General features: G+C 55.9%; 15 protein-coding genes. 7 read left to right on the forward strand and 8 right to left on the reverse strand.

Going from position 1 to position 24,787, the window contains the following annotated elements; translation table 11 throughout:
* Window positions 1-13: 13 nt before the first annotated feature.
* Together EU556_RS16110 and EU556_RS16115 are read right to left on the reverse strand one after the other, a co-directional pair.
* On the reverse strand, window positions 14-3,067 hold the full coding sequence (locus EU556_RS16110; RefSeq protein WP_135435167.1) for a T9SS-dependent choice-of-anchor J family protein: 3,054 nt from the start codon (window positions 3,065-3,067) through the stop codon (window positions 14-16).
* A 183-nt stretch (window positions 3,068-3,250) separates the two neighbouring features.
* Window positions 3,251-4,462: an ABC transporter permease gene (locus EU556_RS16115; protein WP_135435168.1), complete on the reverse strand. Its 1,212-nt coding sequence runs from the start codon at window positions 4,460-4,462 to the stop codon at window positions 3,251-3,253.
* Window positions 4,463-4,513: 51 nt separating this feature from the next.
* On the opposite strand from EU556_RS16115, the gene EU556_RS16120 reads away from it, so the two are divergent.
* The 3 genes from EU556_RS16120 (at window position 4,514) to EU556_RS16130 (ending at window position 7,389) form a co-directional block, all read left to right on the forward strand.
* Complete coding sequence (locus EU556_RS16120; RefSeq protein WP_135435169.1) at window positions 4,514-5,758, forward strand: exo-beta-N-acetylmuramidase NamZ family protein; 1,245 nt, start codon at window positions 4,514-4,516, stop codon at window positions 5,756-5,758.
* 128 nt (window positions 5,759-5,886) lie between these two features.
* Window positions 5,887-6,861: a methionyl-tRNA formyltransferase gene (gene fmt / locus EU556_RS16125; protein ID WP_135435170.1), complete on the forward strand. Its 975-nt coding sequence runs from the start codon at window positions 5,887-5,889 to the stop codon at window positions 6,859-6,861.
* 42 nt (window positions 6,862-6,903) lie between these two features.
* Window positions 6,904-7,389 carry a dihydrofolate reductase gene (locus tag EU556_RS16130; protein WP_135435171.1) on the forward strand — a complete coding sequence of 162 codons (486 nt, stop codon included), beginning with the start codon at window positions 6,904-6,906 and terminating at the stop codon, window positions 7,387-7,389.
* A 124-nt stretch (window positions 7,390-7,513) separates the two neighbouring features.
* Here EU556_RS16130 and porU2 read toward each other — a convergent pair whose 3' ends face one another.
* Window positions 7,514-12,076, reverse strand: a complete 4,563-nt coding sequence (porU2, locus tag EU556_RS16135; RefSeq protein WP_135435172.1) for a putative type IX secretion system sortase PorU2 — start codon at window positions 12,074-12,076, stop codon at window positions 7,514-7,516.
* 69 nt (window positions 12,077-12,145) lie between these two features.
* Window positions 12,146-13,243 carry a putative type IX sorting system protein PorV2 gene (locus EU556_RS16140; protein ID WP_135435173.1) on the reverse strand — a complete coding sequence of 366 codons (1,098 nt, stop codon included), beginning with the start codon at window positions 13,241-13,243 and terminating at the stop codon, window positions 12,146-12,148.
* Window positions 13,244-13,658: 415 nt separating this feature from the next.
* Here EU556_RS16140 and EU556_RS16145 point away from each other — a divergent pair, with 415 nt between their 5' ends.
* Together EU556_RS16145 and EU556_RS16150 are read left to right on the forward strand one after the other, a co-directional pair.
* A complete protein-coding gene (locus EU556_RS16145; protein WP_135435174.1) occupies window positions 13,659-14,024 on the forward strand; it encodes a PadR family transcriptional regulator in 366 nt (121 codons plus the stop codon).
* Window positions 14,025-14,073: 49 nt separating this feature from the next.
* A complete protein-coding gene (locus tag EU556_RS16150) occupies window positions 14,074-16,722 on the forward strand; it encodes a PspC domain-containing protein (RefSeq protein ID WP_135435175.1) in 2,649 nt (882 codons plus the stop codon).
* Between the two features lie 681 nt (window positions 16,723-17,403).
* On the opposite strand, the gene EU556_RS16155 is transcribed toward EU556_RS16150, so the two are convergent.
* The 4 genes from EU556_RS16155 to mce form a co-directional block, all read right to left on the reverse strand.
* Complete coding sequence (locus EU556_RS16155) at window positions 17,404-19,773, reverse strand: glycoside hydrolase family 127 protein (RefSeq protein WP_135435176.1); 2,370 nt, start codon at window positions 19,771-19,773, stop codon at window positions 17,404-17,406.
* Between the two features lie 389 nt (window positions 19,774-20,162).
* The gene (locus EU556_RS16160; RefSeq protein ID WP_135435177.1) at window positions 20,163-21,581 is read right to left on the reverse strand and encodes a CCA tRNA nucleotidyltransferase; all 1,419 of its coding nucleotides are present in this window, start codon (window positions 21,579-21,581) and stop codon (window positions 20,163-20,165) included.
* A 155-nt stretch (window positions 21,582-21,736) separates the two neighbouring features.
* Complete coding sequence (locus EU556_RS16165) at window positions 21,737-22,318, reverse strand: L-threonylcarbamoyladenylate synthase (protein WP_135435178.1); 582 nt, start codon at window positions 22,316-22,318, stop codon at window positions 21,737-21,739.
* 127 nt (window positions 22,319-22,445) lie between these two features.
* On the reverse strand, window positions 22,446-22,865 hold the full coding sequence (gene mce, locus EU556_RS16170; protein ID WP_135435179.1) for a methylmalonyl-CoA epimerase: 420 nt from the start codon (window positions 22,863-22,865) through the stop codon (window positions 22,446-22,448).
* 140 nt (window positions 22,866-23,005) lie between these two features.
* Between mce and EU556_RS16175 the strand changes: the two genes are divergently transcribed.
* Together EU556_RS16175 and iscU are read left to right on the forward strand one after the other, a co-directional pair.
* Entirely contained in the window at window positions 23,006-24,220 is a 1,215-nt protein-coding gene (locus EU556_RS16175; RefSeq protein ID WP_135435180.1) for an IscS subfamily cysteine desulfurase, read from the forward strand.
* Window positions 24,221-24,308: 88 nt separating this feature from the next.
* The gene (gene iscU / locus EU556_RS16180; RefSeq protein WP_135435181.1) at window positions 24,309-24,725 is read left to right on the forward strand and encodes a Fe-S cluster assembly scaffold IscU; all 417 of its coding nucleotides are present in this window, start codon (window positions 24,309-24,311) and stop codon (window positions 24,723-24,725) included.
* Window positions 24,726-24,787 lie beyond the last annotated feature (62 nt).

The raw sequence follows: 24,787 nt of genomic DNA on the forward strand, positions 1-24,787 counted from the left end.
TGGTTAGGTAAGCTTATTGCTTCACAAAACGACCGAAGTACGTCTGCTGGGCGCTGGTAGCCTGTACCATATACAGACCCGCTTTCAAGCCGCCTACTTTCTGGCTGAGCTGCTGGCTGAGCTGCTCGGCGCGGCCGGTGCCAGTGAATACCACGTGGCCATCGGTAGCGGTAACGCTCAGGGTCAACTCCCCTACCTGGGTGGGCAGCTGCACGCTGAGCGTGTTGTGGGCAGGGTTCGGGCTGATGGTCAGTTGCTGAGCCAGGCGCACTGGCTTGGTGCTGGTCACAGTGCCGAACACGTAGCGCGTTTGCACGGGGTAGTGGTCGGAGGTGGTGTTGGCGTAGTTCGGAATCTGAGCGGCTAGGCCAGTCTGAATTTCGGCTGAGCCCGCCAGGTAGTTCGTCACCAGCTCGTTGGAAGCCACTGCGTGGTCAATCACGTCGTTGTAGCCTACCGTCGACTTCTTTTTGGCCAAGCTCAGGGGCAGAGTCAAGGCCTGATAGTTGGTGGCATCATCCAGAATTACCTTGTACGAAGAAGCCGAAGTTGGCGTACCAGCGGTAATGGTTTCGTCGAGGTCGTCGTTGAAGTCACCTACAATTACAAACTTGGTGGTTGGATAGTCGGCGTCGAGCTTGGCCTTCAAAGAAGTGGCGGCCGCGGCCCGGCGGTTGTACGAGTCAACTACGGGGTTGGTGTTGGCTTTGGCATGAATGAGCACCACCATCATGCGGTTAGTGGTACCGTTCATTTCCACGTCAGCCTCCATGGCGTAGGGGTAGCGGCCCGAAGACCAATCGGAATACGCCGCGCAGTTGGTTGCTTGGTTTTCGCACTCCAGCAGCACTTTGAACGTAGGGTTCTTGATAACGCTGGTGCGATACACGAATACCAGCTTCTGTGCCGTAGCATAGTTGCTGTTGGCGGTGGTGCTTCCGCCCGATGCCGCCGGCGACACCATGTAGCGGTAGCCGCCCAGCTGCCGCACTACCGTACCCAGCCGCACAGTATCTACCACCTCAGCCAGCGCAAACACGTCGGCATTCAGGTTGGTGAGCATGGTTTTCACGTTTTCCTGCTGCAGGGCTTTGTCTTGGGGGCCTAGGCCTGCCTGCGCCGAGCCAAACCACTCAATGTTCCAGCTTACCACTTCCAGCGTGTTATTCACGTTGTAGGTATTGCCGGTAGCATCAATCGTCAGCGAGGTAACTCCTGTGCTAGCTACCGTCAGGGTGCTGTTGTAAGAAGTGTTGGTTTGCGTGGGGCTGTATCGAACGGTAATGGTTTTGGGAGTGCTGCTAGCCTCCGTAGCATCAAAGCTGATGGAGTTGCTGAAGGCCGTACCATCTTTCGATACCTGGAACACCGGGTTGGAAGAGGTGATAGTAGCTGGGCCCGTTAGGTCGCGCAGGGTTACGTTTAGGGTTTGGGTAGTGGTAGAGCCCGGAGCGCGGTAGCCGAAAGCCAGCGTGGAGTTGCTAGCGGCCAGGGATGGCGGAGGCGGCGTGCTGGAGTTGCGCAACCGCACATCATCCAGGGTCCAGCGGGCGGCTTCATCGGTGGTGGAGTTGTATACGAAGGCCACGTAAAGCGTAGCCGACTTAAAGGCCGTCAGGTCAACGTTGTCCGTAAGCGTCCAAGTATCGGAGCCGATTGCCGGGAAAGCGGCGTCCACGTTGGTCCAAGTTACCCCAGCGGCGTTAGGGCTGCCGGTACCAGAGTAGTTAGTGGAAACTTTTAACTGTAACGGAGCGCCCGAGAAAGCCACGCGGCTGTAGAAAGAGAGCAGCGGATAGGCAAAGGAAGAAGCATTCAGGGCCGGCGAAATCAACCAGTCTTCGTTCAGAATGCTGGTAGTAGCGAAGCCATTCATTTGCAGCGCATTGCCTTTAGAAGCTTTACCGGTAGCATCGGCAGCATCGCGCCCGAAGGTGGTGCAGCCCCAGGTTTGAGCCCCCGTCACGCTAAACTGCGTCCAGCCCTCCGAGAGGTTTGTAGCACCTACGCAGTTTTCAAAGTTGAAAACTAAGTTGTTGGGGTCGAAGGAGCTACCCGATACGGCTACAGTTTCCTCAATACCACCGGGAGTGTTGTGGGTAATGTTGCCAGCAGCTACTCCCAGCGTTGTGGGCGTATAGCGTACATACACTTGCTTAGCCGCGGCCAGCTCAGTTGGGGTGAAGGAGATGGTAGAAGCAAAAGCCGCGTTATCCTTCGAAACGGTGAAGCTGGCCGGTGCATTTACAGTTACATCGCCGGTCAAATTCACCGCGCTCAGCTGATAGCTCTGCGAGGCCGAAGCCGTGTTGATGAGTTGGCTGGCAAACGTGAGGGGCGTACTTGGCACCGTAATAGCCGGATCGGTGGGCAATATGTTCGTCCAGGTCAGGGCAAAGTCGTCGATGGCCGTAGTGGGGCGGTTGCCGGTACCCGAAGAGTTAGCCAGCGCTACAATCCGAATCCACACTTTCTCGCTCTTGTTGTTGAGCGCGTTGCCGAAGTTTACGGTTACGGGCGTGTTGCTAAACGCACTTCCGCCACTGGTGGTGCCGCTACCAATGGTCTGGAAGTTGGTTGGCGCATCACCCGTGGCGTAATCTACCCGCCACGTGGTGGTGCGGGGCGAGGTATTATCGAGCGACTGCAGCTTGAAGGCTAGTGAAAAGGCAGCCCGCTTAGTGGTGTTAGTGGCCTGAAAAACAAAAGCAGCGCCGGGTTCTCCGTAGCTGCCTGTCTGTCGTACCCCAAGGGCACGGTCGGTAGAAGCATTTTGCGTTGCCTCGTCTGCGGTGGCCGTCAGGCCGTCAGCGGAAGCGTAGTTGCTAAAGCGGCCGGTAAAGTTCGCCCAGGGTGTTTTAGTGGTAGTAAGTGCTACCTCGGTGCCGGGGGCGGTGGCCGAAGCGCCCGTACGAATAGTAAAGCCAGCGGGCAGCCCACCACCAATACCGTCGAAGTCTTCGGTGTAGGAGCTGTTTTGGAGCGTTACCTGCGCCATAGCTCCCGTGCTGAGGCCTAGGCCCAGCAGCACCGAAAGTAAACGCCTGAAACTGTAGCTGTTTTTCATGGAGTAAATTGAAGGGTGATGAATGGGGGATTTGAAGGATGGAAAGTACAAAAGTACCCGTGGTTCTTGGGCACAATGTTACCTCAGTGTTAACAAATAGGCAGAGAAAAAGCCCATACCTTACAAGTGCTGTAAGGCATGGGCTTTTGCAGGGGCAATCTTAAAAGCTCGCAGCAGCTACGGTTAATCAAATTTGATTGCTGTAACGGGCTTGATGCGAGAAATCAGGTAGGTAGGAATCAGCACTGCCAGCAGAGAGGTAAGGAAGGTAGCGGCGTTGAGCACCACAATTATGAAGGGGTCCCAATACACGGGTACCCGGTCCATATAGTAGTTTTCGGGGTCGAGCGGAATAGGGTGGAAAAAGTACTGGATAGCACAAAATCCTAGGCCTACAAGGTTGCCATACAGCATACCTCGCAGCGTTAGGCTCAGCCCCCGAAAGAAGAACATGCTCCTGATCTGGTTATCGGTGGCGCCAATGGCCTTGAGCACCCCAATCATGTTAGTGCGCTCCAAGATCATGATGAAAATGGTGGCTACCATATTGAAAGTGGCCACGAAAATGATCAGAATCAGGAAGATGACTACGTTCCGGTTTAGGAGCTGCAGCCAATCGAAGAGCTGGGCGTACTGGTCCGTAATCTTGTCCAGCTTTAGGTCGTAGCGCAGGTTCTCGTAGAGCGTATCCGCCACGGGGTCGAGACGGTTGAAATCCTTCAAGACCACTTCTACCCCACCCACCAACGTATCGGGCCAGGAATACAGCTCTTGCACTTGGCGCAGGTCGCCGATAACGTACACCTCGTCAAACTCGTCTAGGCCAGTCTGGTAGATGCCGCTCACCGTAAAGCGACGGACCCGGGGCGGGTTCTGAATAAAGTAGAACAGGGCTTCGTCGCCGGGTTTTAGGCGCAGCTTGTCGGCTACCTTGCGCGAGAGCAGGATATCATTGCTGGCCGAATCGGGGAACGTCAGAAACTTACCAGCTACCAGGTTCTGGCGCATAGGCGAGGGGCCCGACTTTTCATCGATACCCTTCAGTACTACGCCCAGCACTTCATCCTTGGTTTTGATGATAGCTGCCTTGCGAGCAAAGGGCTGCAAGGATTTCACCTGGGGGTTGCTCTTCAGCTCCTGCAGCAGCTGGGGCGTGGCAATGGGGGCAACCTGCAAGGAGTTATTGGTATCGTACTTGCTAATCTGCAGGTGGGCCCCGAAGGAGAAGATTTTGCTTTGAATCTCGTTGCGGAAACCTTCCAAAATGGCAAACGATACCACCATCACCGCTAGCCCCATGGCAATGCTGATGATGGCTATCTTTGTCACCGACGAGGTGAAAGAACCGGAGTCGGCCCCGTCAATCTTACTAGATATGTACTTCGATACGTTCACTGGCGTAAAGCTACGTGAACCCGACCAGTTTTCCAGCCTCGTTTCCTGCCCATGTTTCCAGCCCTTTCCACCGGCCTGCTAGGCCTGTCGCTCCTGCTCACCGACTGTGGCCGCCCCGCCGCGACAGCCAACGCTACTATCGGCTCTGCCGCCTCTTCCGCTACGGGTACCTCCCTGCCCAGCTCCGCCCCGACCACCGACCAAACTTTGCGCGTGGGTGCTGAGCAGTTTGAGCGCTACCTTCCACTACTGAAAGGCAAGCGCGTAGGCCTAGTTGTCAACCAAACTGCTCGCGTAGGCAAGGCGTTTTTGGTGGATACCCTGCTGGCCAAAGGTGTGGGCGTAAAGGTAATTTTTGGGCCAGAGCACGGTTTCCGGGGCGAGGCGGCTGACGGAGCTACCATCAAGAATGGCAAGGATGACCGGAGTGGCCTACCAGCCCTCAGCCTTTATGGAGCCACCAAGAAGCCTACTCCCGAGATGCTCAAGGATGTGGATGTGCTAGTGTTTGACATTCAGGATGTAGGTACGCGTTTCTACACCTTCATCAGTACTATGCATTACGTGATGGAAGCGTCGGCGGAGCAAGGCAAGGAGGTTATCATTCTGGACCGGCCTAACCCCAACGGCTGGTATGTAGATGGCCCTGTGATGGAACCGCAGCACAAGTCATTTGTGGGCATGCACCCTATTCCGGTGGTACACGGCCTCACGGTGGGCGAACTGGCCCAGATGATTAATGGCGAAAAGTGGCTGGCCGGGGGCCGGCAGTGCAAGCTTACTGTAGTGCCCGTGCAAGGCTATACCCACGCCACACGCTACGAGTTGCCCGTGCGTCCTTCGCCCAACCTGCCTAACGCCCACTCAGTGGCCTTGTACCCCAGCATCTGCCTGTTTGAGGGCACCGATGTAAGCGTAGGCCGTGGCACCGACTCACCATTTGAAGTGATTGGGGCACCCACTCAACCATCCTCCCGCCCCTACCGCTTCACTCCCAAGCCTAACCCCGGCTCGCCCACGCCGCCCCAGAATGGCAAAGTCTGCTACGGCCAAGATTTGCGCCAAACCGGCAACAACGTGGGGTTCAGCCTGAAATATCTGCTAGACTTCTACCAGCAAAGCACTGACAAGGAGCACTTCTTTGGGAAGTACTTCGAGCAGCTCACGGGCACGCGCACGTTGCGCGAGCAGGTTATTGCCGGTAAATCGGAGCAGGAAATCCGGAAATCGTGGGAGCCGGCGCTAGGCCAGTATAAGGCCATGCGCAAGAAATATTTGCTTTACCCCGAAGCTTAACCCGCGGCTTCTATGCCTTGGGAAGTAAGGACCTAGCCTTGGCTGAACGCGCACTACGCAAACAGTAGGTTCAGCAGGAGCTAGGTCTTTTCTGCGTTCGGGGCCGTTGTTTACATACTTTTGCTGCCATGACCACATCACCTGCCGCTCCGCTTCGTATTATTTTCATGGGCACCCCCGAGTTTGCCGTGCCCACGCTCAATGCTCTGCTGTCGTGGCCTGGTTGCCAGGTTGTAGCCGTCATTACGGCCCCGGATAAGCCCGCTGGTCGCGGACGGCAATTGGCCGAGTCGGCGGTGAAGCAGGCCGCAGTGCTGCATGGCTTACCCGTGCTGCAGCCTACCAACCTGAAAGACCCTGAATTTCAGGCGGAGCTACTGGCCTACGCCGCCGACCTGCAGGTGGTAGTGGCCTTCCGGATGCTGCCAGAGGCCGTCTGGAACATGCCGCGCTTAGGGTCTATTAATATCCATGCCTCGCTGCTGCCCCAGTACCGTGGGGCCGCGCCCATCAACTGGGCACTTATCCATGGCGATACGCAATCAGGCGTTACCTCCTTTTTCCTGCGCCACGAGATTGATACCGGCGACCTGATCTACCAAGATGTGGTAGACATTGCTCCCGAGGACAACTTTGGTACTCTGTATGAGAAGCTGAAGACAGCGGGGGCGGCGTTGGCCCTTCGCTCGGTGCAGGCTATTGCGGCGGGCACGGCTCCCAGCATGCCCCAGCCAGAACTACCGGATCTGCGCCCAGCTCCTAAGCTCCAGAAAGAGCTGGGCCGCCTCGATTTCACGCAGTCGGCCCCTGCCCTAGCCAACTTGGTGCGCGGCCTCTCCCCCATCCCTACGGCCTTTACTCAACTCCCCGACGGCCGGACGCTGAAGGTCTTCAAAGCGCAGCCACTCGATGATGAGGAAGCCAGCGGCCCCGACGCGGGGGTACCCGGCACTTGGTTTACGGATGGTCGTACCTACCTGCGCGTGCAAACCGCCAACGGCATTCTGGACCTGCTGGATGTGCAGCTGGAGGGAAAAAAACGCCTCAGTGTTCCAGACTTTCTGCGCGGCTTCAACGCCGATTTACTCAAGGCAAGCTCCTAGTCTGCTAGCCCAGGGCGTTGCTCACCTTGTACCATCTGTAGTATGACCGCATTAGTAGTAGCCGTAGCCCAAAACGGCGTAATTGGGGGCGACAACCGCCTGCTGTGGCATCTGCCTCTTGATCTGAAGCATTTCAAGCAGCTCACCTTGGGGCATCCCGTCATCATGGGGCGGCGTACGTTTGAAAGCATTGGCCGGCCTCTCCCCAACCGCACCAACATCATCGTCACTCGCCAACCCGACTGGCACGCCGAGGGGTGCGAAGTGGCCTATTCCGTACCTCAGGCCCTCGAAATGGCGCGGGCACTAGATGAGCAAGTCATGGTAATTGGGGGTGGTGAAATTTATCGCCAAGCCCTGCCCGGTGCAGATGTTGTGTACCTAACCGAAGTTCACCATGATATTGTCGGCGACGTAACCTTCCCCGAGCTTTCTCCCGTGGAGTGGCGGGAAGAAACCCGCGAGAGGCACGAGCCCGATGAGAAACATGCCTACGCGTTTAGCTTCGTGACACTGCGGCGGCGGTAAGCCCGTTGCTCAGGCAGGTAATACAGGGTGTTACTTGCTGCTTTGCCACTCTTCAAGTAGGCACTACAAACAAAAGCGGCAGCCCAATGGGCTGCCGCTTTTGTTTGTAGTGCCTATCTGCTGCTTAGCGTAGCAACACAAGCTTACCCCAGCCTTGTTTGAAGGCTTTATCTGCCGAGGTTGCGCGATGCTCGAAAGTATTCTGCGGATCATCCAGCACCACTCGGTACAGATATGTGCCATTGGCCAGACGGTCACCAAACTCATCCGTGCCGTCCCAAGCGTAATCGGTCATGTTATTACCAATGCGCAGCGCACCCATTTCGCTCATCATAATTTCGCGCACAACGCGCCCAGTCAGGCTCATGATTTGAATCTTCATGTTGCGCGGTACTTCGCTGCCCGTGATGGTAAATACGAACTTCGCTTTGCTGGTAATGGGATTCGGATACGGAAATACATTAGAGATGCCCGAGGTGGTAATAACCTCAAACGTGATGCGGTAAGGCTCGGAGCCAGCCAGCTTGCCAGCGCCATCTTTGCCTTGCACTTCCAGCGTATAGATGCCATCCTTGAGGGGAGTATTTTTCCCGAGCTGTACTTCCAACCGCGCCAGTCCCTGGCTGGAGTCAGCGGCGAAAACTACGTTGGCAGCGTTCAGATCTAACGGCACTGAATTGGCCCCACCAGGGCTAGTAAGAAACAGGCTAAACGCCGTCCGGTCTTTGACGGGCCGTAAGCGGTCCTGGTCGCGAAGCTGCACTGTAATCAGCGGCTTAGCCGACACAATGTCGCCGTTCAGTAAGTGACGACCATCAAAGGCAACATCGAGCACAGGAGGCGTATCGCGGTCTTCTACTTGGAAAGCCGGAATTCCCTGCTCGTTGTTGAAGTAATAGAGCTCCGGCTGCCGGTTGGGGCTTGGGGCTTGGTTAGGATTGAGCACCACTTGGCCCGACAGCTTGCCAATCAGGTCCCGCACATCCAGCTCAACCTGATAGGTCCGTTGCGTGTGAGCCGTAAGAGCTGCGCCGGGCAACTTGATGTACTTCTCACGTACGCCGTTGTTGTCGTTGCGCACAAGAATGTAGGCCACTAGTGGTGCAGTGAAATCGAAGTCGGCAACGTTTTGGAATGTCACCGGCACCGTAACTTTTCCTTGCTGTGTTGCCTGCTGGGTTAGGTTAACGGCTGTTAGCGGTACCGCCTGCGGCCGCACTACGCCTTCCGGCACCCCTTGGTACGTCACGAGCCACTGCTTTAGCTGCGGCGCCGGTCCGTTACCAGTCACCACTGCCTGCAGCTGCAGATACGGGTACGTAGCCGCTGAGATACCACTCAGGTCGAGGGTGCGGCTGGTTACGTTGGAGTTGAGCACTACGGGGTTGTTGGAGGCGTCAATCCCGATCAGGCGGAGCGTGTATTTTCCACCAGCGCTGGTCCGAATGGTATGGGATAGTGTCTCCCATTGACGAGCCGGACCGATGCGAGTAGAGGTGATAGTGGCTTGCTGGCTACCCGCCGCAAACGCCCATTGCCCACTCGGTGCCGCTACTGTAATTCCGGTGCTTTCATCGCGCAGGAACTGGCCTACGTGGCTCTGCGACCATCCTCCGGCGGTGCGGCCATTAATGATGCGGAAAGAGCTGGTGGCCCAGGCGGCGTCTTCGCCCTGCTGGGGAGCATGGAAGCGTAAGCGCCAGTACCACACCACACTATCACGGCTGGCTTGCGTTGGCACCGTTACGTTCCACTCGGGCACCATCACGGCCCCAAACGTGGTACGCTGTACCAGCGGGCTGTTAAAGGTCTGCACCGTGTCCATCTCCATATCATATTCGCGGCTCACGATGGTAGCCAAATTGCTTTGGCCTACGAGGCGTACCGTGCGTGAACCTACAATGCCAAACTCCGGTGGGCTGAGCGTCGTTACTCCACCCGTCAGGAAGGTGTAAGTAGCCGTGCCGCTATTGTTGTCCTCGCGCAGCTCATCAATCAGATTGCGTGGGTCTATTTCGGCTAAGAAGGTGTTCTGCCCCGAAATGTCACCAAGATTAGTATTCGGGATGGTGAGGCTGTAAGTGGTGTCCTGGCGAGCCTGCGGCACCACGAACACGGGCAGTGGCAGCGTAGTTGTGCCAAACGTGCGAGTAACCTTTATTTCGAGCGGGCCTGTCAGGAAGCGACCGGGGTTAGCCACCCGTACCTGCAACTGAAACTCAGCCGAATTAATAGGAATGATAGCGGGAGCTACCTGCACGTTGGCCACCTGGAAGTCGGGCTTGAGCGGAGCGAACAGCTTCAGGGCGGGGTCGCCGTGCCAGATGGTGTTCATCAGCATAGCCGTGGTAGAATTCGGCGCGGTATTGGTTCCCTGCAACCGGCGAACCGCCTCCTGCTGCACTTCCGCAATAGGCTTACCGTACCACTGCTGATCAGCAAACAGGAGCTTCATCATCTGGACATGTAGCTCTTGTAAATCGTACGCAAAGCCCAAATCCGATTCTGCCATGAACCCAATGAAGCCTTTGTCAGCAGCTAGCAAATATCTTTCGCCGCCAAAGGAAATATTGGCCGTGTAGGCATTGCCAGCAGAACAGCCGCTAACATACATTACGGGATACTTCCCTTTATTCATAATACCGGAGGTATTGATGTCCGGAATATCCCAGTTTAGGTTGCCCGGGGAGCCATGTCCGTAGTAGTTGATAAAGGCAAGGCCAGCATTCAGGTCCGGAGCCCATGGAATTGGTACACCACCCGGCGATACACCCGGGAAATCAGCCCGCAGATAGTGCTTAACTATACGGCCAGCAAATGGCGGTTTGCGCACGTACTCGGCGTACTGCTCCACGAAGCTGGCAAACAGCTTTCTCTCTCCATCATCATCGCCGCCCGACATATGCAGTACGTTCTTACGCCAGTCAGCATACACCGGTGCTTCGTGCTCCTTTAGCTTATTCAGGTAGTTAAGCACCTGCTGCGAAGTTTGAGCAGCAACTCGCCCCGTAGCCATGCGGGCAACGTACTCATTGTTTTGCCAGTTGGCCGTAAAAAACGCATCGGAAATTGCGCGGGTACTTGCTGGAACTAAGTCTAGAATCGGGTTATTGCCAGAACAGTCGCCATAGAGCAATGGATACTGCCGATGATATGCTCCTCCTCCGGGCACCGATCCGCAGCCAATTGCTTCGGTTATTCCCAGTCCTTTACCCAGCAGTAACAACGACATTGGTCGGGTACTGCGGGCCAGCATCCATTGCGTAAACTGCCGAATGGCCAAGGACGATTTTTCACCATAGTGGAATTGGTCGTAGAGCTGATCTGAAGTGACCAACAGGGTATCGTAGCTACCACCAGCAGTTGAAGCCCGGTAGTCAGCGTAGGCGCGTACCGGATTAGTTACGCCACTGGCAGGACGCATTAATAGCTGATGACTAATAATCAGAAAATTGTGAGCGGCGGGCGTAATCTGCCGGAACTGTACCCGCTTACCGGCTAGTGGTACCAACGCAGCATCTACATCGGCCAGCAGCAATGAACGGGTCCGCCCATCGGCACTTGGGAATACGTACCCTCGCCGATCGGTCCCGATGGCCTGTCCCTCAATGCGCTGCACATTAAAAGGGTCCGTAACATCGTAGCCTCGCACGGAGCTCCGGATAGAGTCGAGCGCGTAATATGCGGGGCCACTTAGCGTCGAGTCGCTAGCAAACAGCACTTGAGTGCGCTTGGAAGGCCAGCGGCTACTCTGGGAGAAGGTCAGGCGTGAATAGGCCACTCGGGCTACATCTCCACGAGGGCTGCCCGTAGCAGTTTGCTTTACCTGGATTTGCACCCGGCCACTAGCACTCCGGTCGGAAGGCAAGAGATTAAACGACTGTCGTTTAAAATCAAAGTCCGTGAAGCTAATTGAGCCAAGCAAGCGAGCCCCGCCAGGAGCCAGAACGTATACTTCTGAGCGGTGTGCACCAGTCGTTTTGCCTACTACCTGTATATCTACGCGGGGCAGCTGACCGGTAGCAGCTACCGACCAAACAGAATCAAATGTAATGGTGAGGCCGCCGCCCCCAAACTCATTACTAAAGAACCCTTCGCCTCGCTCAGCCCAGGGCTGGTACACGTTGGTTTCGTCGTTTACGGTGTTGGCTCGGAACGATTCGACTCGCAAGTGCTGCTGCAGCCGCGAAGAGTGCGGCGCAGTACCCGCTACATTCGACTCCGCCATGCGTTTGCCGGGGGCAGCACTGCTCCAGGTAAGGAAATAGGCTGCTGTATCGGTAAACAAGCTGTAATACGGCTGGGCTTGGTCGGCGGCACTGCGAAACATTCCCCGGTCCAGGGCCGCATCGTTACGCTGCCCAAAGAACTCCACATAGGTGGTAGGGTCGAGGGCCGTTTGATTGCCGCCCACGTAAATGGCTACTTCCTTGCCGCGGCGCCACAGCTGCAGCCGCTGCGGGTTTACCCCACTGGCACCCGCTTGCGTGAGGTACTGATAATTGAGGCGGTACAGGCCCGTGCGCGCCACTTTTATTTTGTAGTACTGCTGGCCGGGCACAATCCACTCGTTGCCGAACGGCCCCGACTGCGCCTTCGCTGCTGTGGCTCCCCACAGCAAGAGCGCCACCACAAAAGCCACCCATCTTGCCAACGTAGTTGTCTGTAAATGGTAAGGTTGTTTCATATAGTATACTGTAGTGTGCTTATCCTGCTCAGTGAAGTGGCCTATGCCTCCTCTACTCAGGCGTGCTTCTTATTTAAACCCGTACCCCAAGGAGACGATGATAGAATTAGCCTGCGAGCGTTGTCCTAGTTTTTCGACTGCCAGTCGCGAAAGGGCCATGTCGAGCCGTAGGCCACTTAGGGCCACTCCTACCCCCAGGCTGGGCTGCGCCTTCCACTCTTCCTTACCCGAGAAGCTCTTGATCTGCTGAAAATTGCCGACGCCACCCCGCAGGAATACCAGGTTGTTGTAGCCTACTTCTAGGCCAGCACGGGGGTCAACACTCACGGCGCTGGTAGAAATAAGCGTGTTACGCTTGCCATCGGTAGTGGCTTCCAGATCTACGGCGGCCAGGGCCGTAAACTGCCCCGGTAGCTTCACGGTGCGACCCACTCCCAGCACTAGGCGCGGCAATGTGATTTCCGTGCTGTTTCGTGGGATTTCATCGATAGTATTTGCCGAACCCTTAAACTTATCAGCATCTACCGACCACGAGTTGAACGTGGTGGTAATGTCACGGGCCATGAGGCCTAGGCGCCAGTTGCCGTGATTGTATTGCACACCGGCATCTACCCCAAAGCCCCAAGCATTGGCAAACTCGCCCACATTGCGGTAGATAACCTTCGCGTTGGCGCCCACTTGTAGGCCCTCTACATTGGCCACTTTATAGGCATACGACAACAGCACAGCATAATCAGCCACCGAGAAGTACCGAATCCGGTCGTACTGGATGTAGCCGTACTCATTCACTAGGTCGCGGGTATCGGCAATGTCATCTACGCCGAGCCGGATGAGGCTCACGCCAACGGCGCTTTTCTCATCAAGGGGCATGGAGAAGGCAGCGTAGTCATTTTTCACGATACCAGAGAACAACTCAGAGTGCATGAGCACTGCATCGTACTTGCTCTTCTGGCCTAGCAGGCCCGCTGGGTTCCAGTAGCCGGCAGTAGCATCCTCAGCCAAGCTTGCTTGCACCTTGCCCATGCCGAGGGCCCGACCGCCAACCCCAATGTTCAAAAATTCATTACTGTATTTGGGCGTCTTGGTTTGCGCCAACGTCGGAAAACATACTCCCAGACTAAGGCCCGCACCCACGAACAGGGCGGCACTTCGGGTAAAGTGAGGCATAAAGGTTAAAACAAATATTCTGATAGGTAGGTGAAGCCGCAGCAGCAACGCAAGATACTCATTAATAGTGCGTGGCGCCTGTTGTCGCTGCAAATTGCTTGCTTTTATACAAAGCAAAAAACCTGATATAGTGCTAGTTGAGCTCGTCAGGGGGCCTGCGAAAAACTTGGTGCGGCCCAGCCGGCACCTCCACTGCCAGTGGGTATATGTGCGCTAGGCCTCATTCAATTCTCCTTCTGCTTCTAGCCCTTACCTCCCGCTCGGGTAAGTACGCTTGGCAGCTCACTGACAAACACTGGCCTAGCGCGAAACCTCGATAAATAGCGCAACCAAAATTTATTTTTGACAGTACCTTGTGTTACATAGTACCTTTTCATATCTTTGACTCATTCTTCACCGATATCTGCCTCAGCCCATGAAAGTCGAGAACACCCAAGTGCAGATGCGGAAGGGCATCCTGGAATTCTGCATTCTGGAAATCATTGCCCGCGGAGAGGTATATGCGTCAGACATGCTGGAGGAGCTCACCTCCGCCCGCATGATCGTGGTCGAGGGGACGCTCTACCCACTGCTGACGCGCCTCAAAAACGCGGGCTTATTAGATTACACCTGGAAAGAATCTACCAGTGGTCCGCCCCGCAAGTACTACACCCTCACCGAAGCTGGCCTAGAGTTCCTACATCAGCTTCGTCTCACCTGGGAGGAAGTACAGGATTCCATCCGCATTATCCGCCAGAAGCCTCACTCCAACGGTAGCGCCTCCGCGGAAGTCCTGCTCTAAGCAGGCCCGCTCGCTCCCTAGTTTTTTCCCGAATAGTTGCAGCACTGAGATGAAAAAGAACATCAGCATCAACCTTCAGGGCATGATCTTCCACATAGAGGAAGATGGCTACGAAGTGCTCGGCCGTTACCTGGCGGAAGTGAAAGCCCACTTTAGCGGCTACCGCGGCCACGAGGAAATCGTTGCCGACATCGAGAGCCGCATTGCCGAGCTCTTCGCCGCCCGCCTCTCCGGCGTGAAGCAAGTCATCACCCTCGAGGACGTGGAGGCCATGACGGCTAAAATGGGCCGAGTGAGCGACTTCCAGAGCGCTGACGAAGCCGACGAGGACGAAGAAATCCTCGCCGAAGCCGTAGCCAGCGGCACTGCCCAGGGCACGTACACCGGCTCTACTGGCAGCACCACCGGTGGCTACTCTACGGGCTCCCGACGCGGCAGCGCGGGTACTACACCTCCTCCGGTTGAGGAGGAAACCGGTACCAAGCGCCTGTACCGCGACATGGCCCACCGCAAGGTAGCCGGCGTAGCCGCTGGCCTAGGCAACTACTTTGCCGTGAACCCCATCTGGATTCGACTGGGTTTCCTGACCTTGTTTATTATCCTGCCTATTGCCCTCGACAACTCACGCTTAGACAACATATCTGGAAACTTTGCAGGGTTTGCGTTTCTGAGCTACATCGTCCTGTGGATAGTGCTTCCCAAGCGCTACGACGCGACTCTCGTGGAAGAGGACTCCGTGTTCAAGAAGCTTTACCGCGACACCGACAACGGTAAAGTGGGTGGGGTTTCGGCCGGTCTGGCCGCCTACTTCCGGGTTGACGTAGTACTCATCCGGATTCTGTTCATCGTAGGCCTGTTTGCCGGGGGCTTTGCCCTCCCGCTCTACATTGTGCTGTGGATACTCTTGCCGGAGGCGAAAACCGCCTCCGACAAACTCCGCATGCGCGGCGACGCCGTTACGCTCTCGGCCCTGGATAATAACATTCGTAACAACCCTTATGCTGCGGGCTCCGAAGCTGGCGCCGTAAATAACCGCCCAGTAGGCACTTTTCTGGAGGATTCGTTCAACAACGTTCGTCCCTTAATCAACTCGCTGGGCTCCCTGATTCGCATTTTTGCCGGTGGTATTCTGGCCATAACGGGCTTCAGCATGCTCCTAGCCGTAACTATTGGGCTGGGCCTAGGACTAGGTGTAATTTCCGCTTCCGATGGGCTTGACTACGGTCCCTTGCAGCCCTTCCTGCTCTTCAATGACATTTCGCCCCTGGCCGTCCTCTCTTTCTTCCTGGCTACCGGCATCCCCGCGCTGGCCCTGATGCTGTCTGGTATTGGCTTGCTGCTACACCGCTCAATACTCTCCCGCACGGCGTGGCTGTCGTTGCTAGGCCTGTGGTTGCTAGGTGTAGTAGGTAGCTCAGTAGCAGGCATCCGGTTGGGCCGCGAGTTCCAGCGCGAATCGGAAATAACCCAAACTACTACGCTGGGTGGCCTCACCCGCCCCCGGTTGGTACTGGAGCGCCGCCAGCTCGACGACGACAAGTGGGTTGACCTCGACATCGTGGGTATTGACAGTGCGCAGGCTCCCCGCCTAGAGCGCATCATCTCAGCCAAGGGTTCTACCGACTCGTTGGCACGGCGCACGGCGGCTACTTCCGTTATGCACAACCTGCGAGTGCTCAACGACTCGACACTGAGCGTTGACGACCACTTCACGTATCAGCCGAACGCCCGCTACCGCGACCAGCATATGCAACTGCGCCTGCTGATGCCCCGCGACCGGACCTTCCGCATGACGCAGGAGTTTGCTGACTGGCTGCGCGAAGAGGATTACCTGAATGGACGGGACCCCTACCACCCCGAGAAGTACCTCTACCGGATGAATGGCAACAAGGTAGAATGTCTGAACTGCACGGAAGCAGACCTCCGCTCAGGCCGCGACTCTGACGACGAAAGCAGTGATGACTACGACCAGGGCCGTGAGGACCGCGACAACGACGAGGAAATAAACTTGAGCTTCGGCAGCGTGGAGCCCATCAACACGGACGAAAACTCCTACGGCTCCGGCCGCCAGCGCTTCGACGAAATTGATTTTGACCGCGTGAGTGTGGTAGGTGGCTACCACGTAGTGGTACGCCAAGGCAGCAGCTACAATGTGCGGGCAGCCGGCGACGACCGGGCCCTACGTGATATCAAAGTAGAGCGTGATGGTCGGGAACTAACCATCAGCCCCCGCAACCGGGACCTCTTCGACTCACGCCGCGGCGACGAAGATGACGTACTGCTCATCATCGAAACTCCCGAACTTAAGGAGTTAAGTCTGGTGGGTGGTACCCGAGCTGAAGTTAACGGCTTCAACTCCGGCGACCTGCGCGTGCAGCAAGCTGGCGGCAGCCAGCTGCGCTTCCGCGGCGACATTAGGGAGCTGAAACTAGAGTTGGCGGGCGGCTGCCAAGTGGCTATGCAAGGCAGCTCCGACAACCTAAAAATCAGCGGTACGGGTGCCTGCGAAGTAGCCGGTGCCGATTTTACCGCCCGCCAGGCGGAGGTTGATGCCATTGGAGCCAGTAAAGTGCGGGTGCGGGTAACGGACGAGCTTAATGCCAATGCCGTTGGGGCCAGCCTGATTGAGTACAGTGGCCGCCCCAGCAATGTGAAGCGGGAAGCCGTTGGAGCAGCCTCCATCCGCGCCATAGATTAGCGTTGGTTAGTGGCTTAGCGCAGTGCATATTTTCGCCCATGCTCAGTTAGCGGTGTCAACTGGAAGCCTGCTATTTAGCTGGCACAGCCCTAGGCCCCTAGCACCTCCTTGGTGTAACCCTCGGCGCCTTCATGCGTTTCACATCTACGAACTCAGATATTTCTTTCGCATTACCATAAAGTCGGAAGCAACGGTTCGCCCACGGGCAGCATCTGTACTTCAAAGACGAACATTTAGGGGTCCAACTAGTGAGTGAAAGGTGAGACCCGGAGGAAGCTATCAGCCTACCCCCTGCTGCAACAGGATGGCTATAGCTTCCTCCATTTGTTTTGTGAGCACCCTACCAGAAGGTTTGCCTGACTTCGGATTAGCTTCATCCCCGTTACTACCATCAGTCACGCGGCCGTTCAAAGCAAGGCAGCCGATAATATCGTTCAGATGACCTCTCTGGCCTACTGGCCTAGATGTAGCATATCGCGTCTTCCTAGGCCACTGCCTATTAGTCTCGTGCAGCTCAAGGCTAGTTTTGATTACTAGACTACGGCCCCAATAGACAAAGTATGCTGCCTATTCGCTGACTTTGTTACTCGGTAATGGGCATAACTACAGCAGTCCGGAAAAGCCATTCAAAAGAGTGGCTTTTCCGGACTGCTGTAGTTACCGGAGTAGAAGCTGCGCCGGCTATTTCAGCAAGCGTACGTCAAATACCCCTCCGGCCGTTGAGCCTGGCTCGGCGGCAAACTTAACGGTGAGCGTGCGACTAGCGGGGCCACTGCGCAAGGCCTGAGGCAAAGGGTACTCGACGTCGAAGAACGAGCTACCCTTGCTTGTATCGGAGGTGACCTTTTGCAAGAGCTGCCCGTTGATGAATATTGAAAATGTCCGGCCCCGGTCGCCCCCGAAATAGGTGACGCGCAGTGCTCGGGCTTCGGCCTTTGGGTTGCGCAGGTTGTAGCTAAACCAACCAGTAGCGTGGCGGTAGTGCCGGTCCTGAAACACACCTGCTTCCGTGCGCTCACTCGCGAAACCATGGTCCGACTCGGGCTGCTGCTCACCGGGTGCTACCCGGTCAACGGTACGGGCGTCCAGCGCCAACTTTTCGGCATCCCGCTGGCGGATAGCGGCTTTGCGCGCTTCTAGGCCCTCGGGAGTTGCCACGGGCCAGTACACCATGTAGCGCGTATCGTGCAGCTGGTAGAATGGCTGTAGCTTGATATTGCGGTAGGTAGCGTTGTCAATCAAGCCGGCGGCCGTGAAGGTCAAGGGCTCCCCGGCAACGGGTCGTAGGCCACTCACCAGATCGGCCTCTTGGCGGCTTACCAGCACGGGGGCATCATCAATTGGGTACAGCCGTCCGTTGGCCACGTGCCCCATCCGGCTGCCGTTGGCCCGCAGGCCCGGCTGGTCGGCGGTGTCGGTGGCGGCGGCTAGCACAATGGGGCCGTGCACAAACGACACCCAGGGCGAATGGTCGGGCAGGTACTCCGCTTCGGTATGCATGGGCAGCGCTACCGTTACCACGTCCCCCGACTTCCACTTCCGCTCAATGGTGGTGTAGCCAGGAGTAGTGGTGCTGCTAACTGCCGGCTGACCATTGACCAACACCTGCAGTTGGCCGGCGGGTACCCAGGCTGGCTGCCGAACACTCAACGCGAACTTGCGGGACTTCTTCAGCTTCAGGGCCAGCTCCGTTGACTCGGCGAAGGGGAAGCGGGTGTTTTGCGTAAGCGTTACACCGGCCTGTTGCCACTCCAGGCGCGAAGGCATAAACAGATTAACTAGCAACTGCTCCGTACCCCGATGAGCATACACTAACTCGCCGTACTTCCCGTGGTTTTCAAGCCCCGAGCCTACGCAGCACCAAAAGCTCTCCTGCGGCTCTGAGTATACCCGGTAGTGGCGGGGGCGCATAGAGGTGAAATAGACAAACCCACCCTGCCCGGGATGCTGCGAGGAAAGGATATGATTATAGGTTGCCCGCTCGTAGTAGTCGAGGTATTTTGTGGCCCCGCTGGCCAAGTACAGCTCCTTGCTGAGCTTGAGCATGTTATACGTATTGCACGTTTCCGGGCCCTCCTTGCTTTCCAGCATCGAGGTAAAGTCGGTTGCGGGCTGAAAATGCTCACTCACACTGTTGCCTCCAATCGACACGGTACGATGCTCTACCACGGTTTGCCAGAAAAAGTCGGCGGCCTTGTGCCAGGCGGGGTTACCCCCCACTTTCGCCACGCGCTCATACCCAATTACTTTCGGAATCTGGGTATTGGCATGCATTCCATTCAACTGGTCTTTACCTTGTAATAGGGGCTGCAACAGGGTCTGCTGCGAAAACCGCTGGGCCAGCTTCAAATACTTAGCATCACCGGTGATGTCGGCAACGTCGGCAAACACTTCATTTAGGCCCCCGTGCTCGGCGCGCAGCATGTCCTGAATCTGGGCGTCGGTGAGGTTGGCGGTCAGGTCAAGGCACCAATCGGTCAGCTTAATCAGCATCGATTTTGCCTTGGTGTTGCCAGCTAACAGGTAGGCGTCGCGCAGGCCAGCATACGTCTTGTGCAGATTGTACCAAGGCACCCACTTCTGGTTGAGGCCAAACCCGTTGGCTTCAATTTTACCTGCTTTCACTTGCCGCCACATATCCGGCCCGCCAGGTACTCCTCCCAAATACCCATTGCCACTTTTCTGTTGGCAGACCTCTAGCTCGTCAATCATATAAGACAAGCGGCGCTGCACTTCCTGGTCACCCGTAGCGGCGTACATCAGGGCCAGTGCCGAGAGATAGTGCCCGCCAATGTGCCCATCTAGGCCTGTGTTCTCCCAATTGCCGTAACGCTCGGCCTTAGGCGTTATACCGACCGCCAGTTGAAACGGTGCCAGCAGCCGGTCGGGGTCCAGCGCCATGATATAGGCCCGGTCAGTTTGCTGAGCTTTCTGAAATGGGCTCTCTAGCAGCGTTACCGACGATAATGGGAAACTCTCTAGCTTCGCTTGCTGGCCAAAGCTCAGCACGGGCAACGCCACTAGAGCGGCAGAAAGAAGTATATGCTTCATAAAAAACTTGATTTCACAGGAGCTTAACCCACAGCATAATTAGCTTAGGTCACGCCCAGTACATTTCGTTCGCAGTACCACATTCCCCACAAGCACCAGGGTTTACATGGTTCCGTTGAAGCCCATTCCTCTCTACAACCCGCTGGTTTAGCTAATGGGCTCTAAAGGTCACTATATCAACCAAAAACAGGTTACTTAAACGATTGTGCAAATAGTGAGAAATGTTCAGGTCTTGTAAACCTAACCAATGTGCACATATCACACAAACGATTGATATTAGAATACAGCTGATTACAAGCACTTTTTACCTGATGCTAGGCATCATAAGCCAATAATTTCATTGACCAAGAACTTACTCAGGTATAATCAGCAGAGTCAGTCTAGGCCACCTATCCTTGCACTGGAGTCAGGCCCTTGCGCTGGCCTAGCTCCAGCAGTAGGGCAAAGGCCTCATCGTATTCATTCCGGACTTTACCATCTAAGATGGCCTCCAACAAGGCTTCTTTCAGCTCACCTACCGCCCGTGAAGGCTGCAGATTAAACGTTGACATGATGATTTCCCCGGTGATGACGGGCTTGAAGTTGCGTAGGTGGTCCTTTTCTTCTACTTCTTTAAGCTTCTGCTCTACCACATCGAAGTTGCGCAGATACCGGGCCACGCGCTGATGGTCCTTGCTGGTAATATCTGCTCGGCACAGAAGCATAAGGCGGTCAATGTCTTCACCAGCTTCAAACAACAAGCGGCGCACGGCAGAGTCAGTCACAATTTCCTTGACCAGCGCAATGGGTCGCAGGTGTAGGCGCACTAGCTTCTGAACCTGGCGCATCTCTTCCCCTAAGGGCAGCTTCAGATCCGTGAAAATATTGGGAACCCAACGGGCCCCCTTGTCCTCGTGGCCATGGAACGTCCAGCCCACGCGCTTGTCGTAGCGCTTGGTGGCTGGCTTGGCAATATCATGCAGAATGGCCGCCCACCGCAACCACAGGTCGCCGCCGGCAGCCACCACGTTATCCAGCACCTGCAAGGTGTGGTAGAAGTTATCCTTGTGCGCATGCTGCCCAACTTTCTCTACCCCGTACAGCTGCGCCATTTTTGGGAAGATGAGCTGCAGTAGGCCACTCTGGAATAAGAGCTTAAACCCGTAGCTAGGCTTCGGAGCCATAATGATCTTGTTTAGCTCCACAGTAATTCGCTCCTGCGACACTATTTTGATGCGTTCCTTATTACGGGCAATGGCATCGTACGTATCCGGCTCAATATCAAAGTTGAGCTGGGTAGCGAACCGCACGGCCCGCATCATCCGCAGCGGGTCATCTGAGAATGTGATGTCGGGGTCGAGGGGTGTCCGGATGATGCGGCGCTGCAGGTCACCCATCCCATCGTAGCGGTCTACGAGGGCGCCAAAGTCTTTGGGGTTCAAGCTCAGGCCAAGCGCATTAATGGTAAAGTCGCGCCGGGCTAGGTCCTCTTCCAGGGTACCCGGCTCCACTTCCGGCTTCCGACTTTCGGCACGGTAGCTTTCTTTTCGGGCACCCACAAACTCCAGTTCAATTTCGGGTGTGGGCAGCATGGCCGTCCCGAAGTTTTTAAATACCGTGACCCTAGGCCTGTTCGGTAACTTTTTGCCCACTGCTTGGGCCAACTGAATTCCATCCCCTACGCATACCACGTCCACATCCTTGCTCTGGCGCTCTAGCGCTAAGTCCCGCACGTAGCCGCCAATTACATACGCCGGGTAGTGCAACTCACCGGCAGCTTCGGCAATAGTTCGGAACAAGGGCAAATCGGGCAGCTGTGGGGTTTTCATGCGTATTAGATTAAGCCACAAAGGTAGCTACTGGCACGCAGCAGTGCCCTAATGCATGCGGCAGCCAATACGTATTCTGCAATAAGCTGCCCGCGGGTGGCCTAGCGCCACTGTAAGTAAAGCTCACTAGTCTCTGAATTTCTACGCTTTTCCTCCTAACCTCGTAGCACCTCTAGGCCACCGTCTGGCAGTAGCCTAACCACGCGCGAGGGCTGCGACCGTGTGGTGTCGTCTTGCCGCCAGCGCACCACGTAATCCACCCCGCGCACTATTCTGGGGTCTACCTCTGCATAAACTGCCGGCGAAGGCTCCCCACTTAAGTTGGCCGATGTTGAGACCAGACCGTGCCCCAGCCGCCGCAATACCATTTGGCAGAACTCATCCTGCTGCACAATGCGTAGGCCTATGGTACCATCGGGGGCCAGCAAGTTGGGCGCAACCCGGTGGCTGGCGGGCACTACGTAGGTAGTAGGCCGCTGCTGCGCCGCCAGCAGTTCTGGTAGATTATCAGGGACGGAGGCCGCGTACCGAGCAAACATCTGCGCATCGGCTACCAGCACAATGGCGGCCTTCTCCGCGGGGCGGTTCTTTAGCTCGTATATCTTCTGCACCGCTTGCGGCACTTCCGCGTCGCAGCCCAGTCCCCAAACGGTGTCGGTGGGGTACAGCAGCACTTGTTGCATCAGCAACGCATCTACTGCCGATTCTACCTCTTCCCGGAAGAATTTCGTGGTCATAAGCTTAAGTTATTGTAGTAGGGGAAGTATGCCGCCGTTTTGCTCCTGGGCTCACATCAGAAGTCAAATCAGGGCCGCTCTTGCGCTCTAGGTTTGCCGGCAGCGTTGCTATACGGCTAACACTGACCTAGGCCACTCCGGGTTCTTTTATTGATTGGCACAGCTCCACTAGTACGCCGTTGGCACTCTTAGGATGGACAAAGCAAACCAACTTATTATCAGCCCCCTGCTTTGGCTCCTCGTTCAGGAGGGTAAATCCTTCAGCGCGCAGCCGTTGCATTTCCGCCCGGATGTCATCTACCTCAAACGCCACATGATGGATGCCCGCCGGTTTCTTTTCCAGATAACGCGTGATGGCACTTTCAGGAGAGGTACCGGCTAGCAGCTCAATCTTAGAACCCCCTACCTGAAAAAATACCGTATCCACTGCTTCGCTGGCTACGTGCTCGCGCTTATAAGGCTCTTGGCCTAGCAGGCTTGTGTACAGTGAAGTGGCGGCTTCTAGGTCTTTTACGGCTAGGCCTAGGTGTTCGAGATTGACGAGCATAGCAGGGGGAAAAACCAGCGGCGCTCCATAGCGCGGCTTGTTTGGATTTGTTCTACTTTTGTGCAGGCAAAGTAAAACCAGTTTCCTGGTTTTCGTGTTCTACCTGCGAATGATTCTCCGCTGAAACTGACCCCCGAGCCATGCTCAAGCTACCTATTTACCTCGACAACAACGCAACCACTCCCCTCGACCCACGGGTCCTGGAGGCTATGATGCCGTACCTGACCGAGGTGTTCGGCAATGCCGCCTCTCGTAACCACCCCTTTGGCTGGGCAGCCGAAGAGGCCGTGGATTACGCTCGTGAGCAAATTGCCGGCCTGATCAACTGTGATCCTAAAGAAATCATCTTCACCTCGGGTGCCACCGAGTCGGACAACCTGGGTATCAAAGGGGTGTTCGAGATGTATTCGCAGAAAGGCAACCATATTATTACGGCTACCACCGAGCACAAAGCCGTGCTTGACACCTGCAAGCATATTGAGAAGCTGGGTGGCCGCGTAACCTATCTGCCCGTTGACGCCGAAGGCCTTATCAGCCTCGCTGATCTGGAAGCTGCTATGACTCCCGAGACTATTCTCGTAACCATCATGTATGGCAACAACGAGACGGGTACCATTCAGCCCATTCGTGAAATTGCTGCCATTGCCCACAAGCACGGCGCCTTGTTCATGACCGACGGCACGCAGGCCGTTGGTAAAATCCCAGTAGACGTTATTGCCGACGGCATCGACCTGATGGCCTTCACGGCGCACAAAATGTATGGCCCTAAAGGTGTAGGTGCTCTGTACGTGCGCCGGAAGAACCCCCGGGTTAAAGTAACTGCCCAGATGGACGGCGGCGGCCATGAACGTGGCATGCGCTCGGGTACCCTCAACGTACCTGGCATCGTAGGCTTGGGCAAAGCCTGTGAGCTTTGCAAGCAGGAAATGGAAGCCGACACCCAGCGCCTATCGGCAATGCGCGACCGTTTGGAGCGGGAGCTGCTGACTTTGGAAGAAAGCTACGTAAACGGTTCGCGTGAGCACCGCCTGCCCCACGTGGCCAACATCTCTTTCAAATATGTGGAAGGTGAAGGCCTGATGATGGGCGTAAAAGACCTGGCCGTATCTTCCGGCTCGGCTTGTACCTCTGCTTCCTTGGAGCCTTCCTACGTACTGAAAGCCCTGGGCCTTAGCGATGACCTAGCTCACAGCTCTCTCCGCTTCGGCTTGTCGCGCTTCACTACGGATGAGCAAATCGATTATGCCATCAACCACGTAAAAGAAGCCGTGACCAAGCTCCGCGAAATGTCGCCGCTGTGGGAGATGTTTAAAGAAGGTATCGACCTCAACTCTATTGAGTGGGCTGAACACTAAAATTTAGTTGTCAGATGCCAGTTGCCAGACTCAGTTCTGGCGCTGGCATTGTCAACTCACAACTGCAAACACACAACGCATAAAAGCCATGGCTTACTCCGATAAAGTTATCGACCATTACAGCAACCCCCGCAACGTGGGCACGCTGGATAAAAGCAAAAAGAACGTTGGTACTGGCCTAGTGGGCGCTCCTGAGTGCGGTGACGTAATGCGCCTGCAGATTGAGGTAGATGAAGCTACGAACACCATCACCGACGCTAAATTCAAGACCTTTGGTTGCGGTTCGGCAATTGCTTCTTCGTCGCTCGCTACCGAGTGGTTGAAAGGCAAAACTGTTGACGAAGCACTAGCCATCGACAACATGGAGATTGTGGAGGAGCTGGCCCTGCCGCCCGTTAAAATCCACTGCTCAGTACTAGCTGAAGATGCCATCAAATCGGCTATCAGCGACTACCGCGTGAAGAATGGCCTTCCTGCCCTGGAAGAGTCTAAGTCGCACCACTAAGCTAGGTAGAATTGAGGACTAAGAAGTGAGAAGAAAGCTCCTATCAAGTGGCTTCTCTTCTC

Source organism: Hymenobacter fodinae (assembly GCF_004745825.1).
Taxonomy (GTDB): Bacteria; Bacteroidota; Bacteroidia; order Cytophagales; family Hymenobacteraceae; genus Hymenobacter; species Hymenobacter fodinae.

Excerpts from the sequence above, each read along its gene's own strand:
- EU556_RS16110 (WP_135435167.1), bottom strand. The coding sequence starts at position 3,067 with ATGAAAAACAGCTACAGTTTCAGGCGTTTACTTTCGGTGCTGCTGGGC.
- EU556_RS16120 (WP_135435169.1), top strand. The coding sequence starts at position 4,514 with ATGTTTCCAGCCCTTTCCACCGGCCTGCTAGGCCTGTCGCTCCTGCTC.
- fmt (WP_135435170.1), top strand. The coding sequence starts at position 5,887 with ATGACCACATCACCTGCCGCTCCGCTTCGTATTATTTTCATGGGCACC.
- EU556_RS16130 (WP_135435171.1), top strand. The coding sequence starts at position 6,904 with ATGACCGCATTAGTAGTAGCCGTAGCCCAAAACGGCGTAATTGGGGGC.
- porU2 (WP_135435172.1), bottom strand. The coding sequence starts at position 12,076 with ATGAAACAACCTTACCATTTACAGACAACTACGTTGGCAAGATGGGTG.
- EU556_RS16140 (WP_135435173.1), bottom strand. The coding sequence starts at position 13,243 with ATGCCTCACTTTACCCGAAGTGCCGCCCTGTTCGTGGGTGCGGGCCTT.
- EU556_RS16145 (WP_135435174.1), top strand. The coding sequence starts at position 13,659 with ATGAAAGTCGAGAACACCCAAGTGCAGATGCGGAAGGGCATCCTGGAA.
- EU556_RS16150 (WP_135435175.1), top strand. The coding sequence starts at position 14,074 with ATGAAAAAGAACATCAGCATCAACCTTCAGGGCATGATCTTCCACATA.
- EU556_RS16155 (WP_135435176.1), bottom strand. The coding sequence starts at position 19,773 with ATGAAGCATATACTTCTTTCTGCCGCTCTAGTGGCGTTGCCCGTGCTG.
- EU556_RS16160 (WP_135435177.1), bottom strand. The coding sequence starts at position 21,581 with ATGAAAACCCCACAGCTGCCCGATTTGCCCTTGTTCCGAACTATTGCC.
- EU556_RS16165 (WP_135435178.1), bottom strand. The coding sequence starts at position 22,318 with ATGACCACGAAATTCTTCCGGGAAGAGGTAGAATCGGCAGTAGATGCG.
- mce (WP_135435179.1), bottom strand. The coding sequence starts at position 22,865 with ATGCTCGTCAATCTCGAACACCTAGGCCTAGCCGTAAAAGACCTAGAA.
- EU556_RS16175 (WP_135435180.1), top strand. The coding sequence starts at position 23,006 with ATGCTCAAGCTACCTATTTACCTCGACAACAACGCAACCACTCCCCTC.
- iscU (WP_135435181.1), top strand. The coding sequence starts at position 24,309 with ATGGCTTACTCCGATAAAGTTATCGACCATTACAGCAACCCCCGCAAC.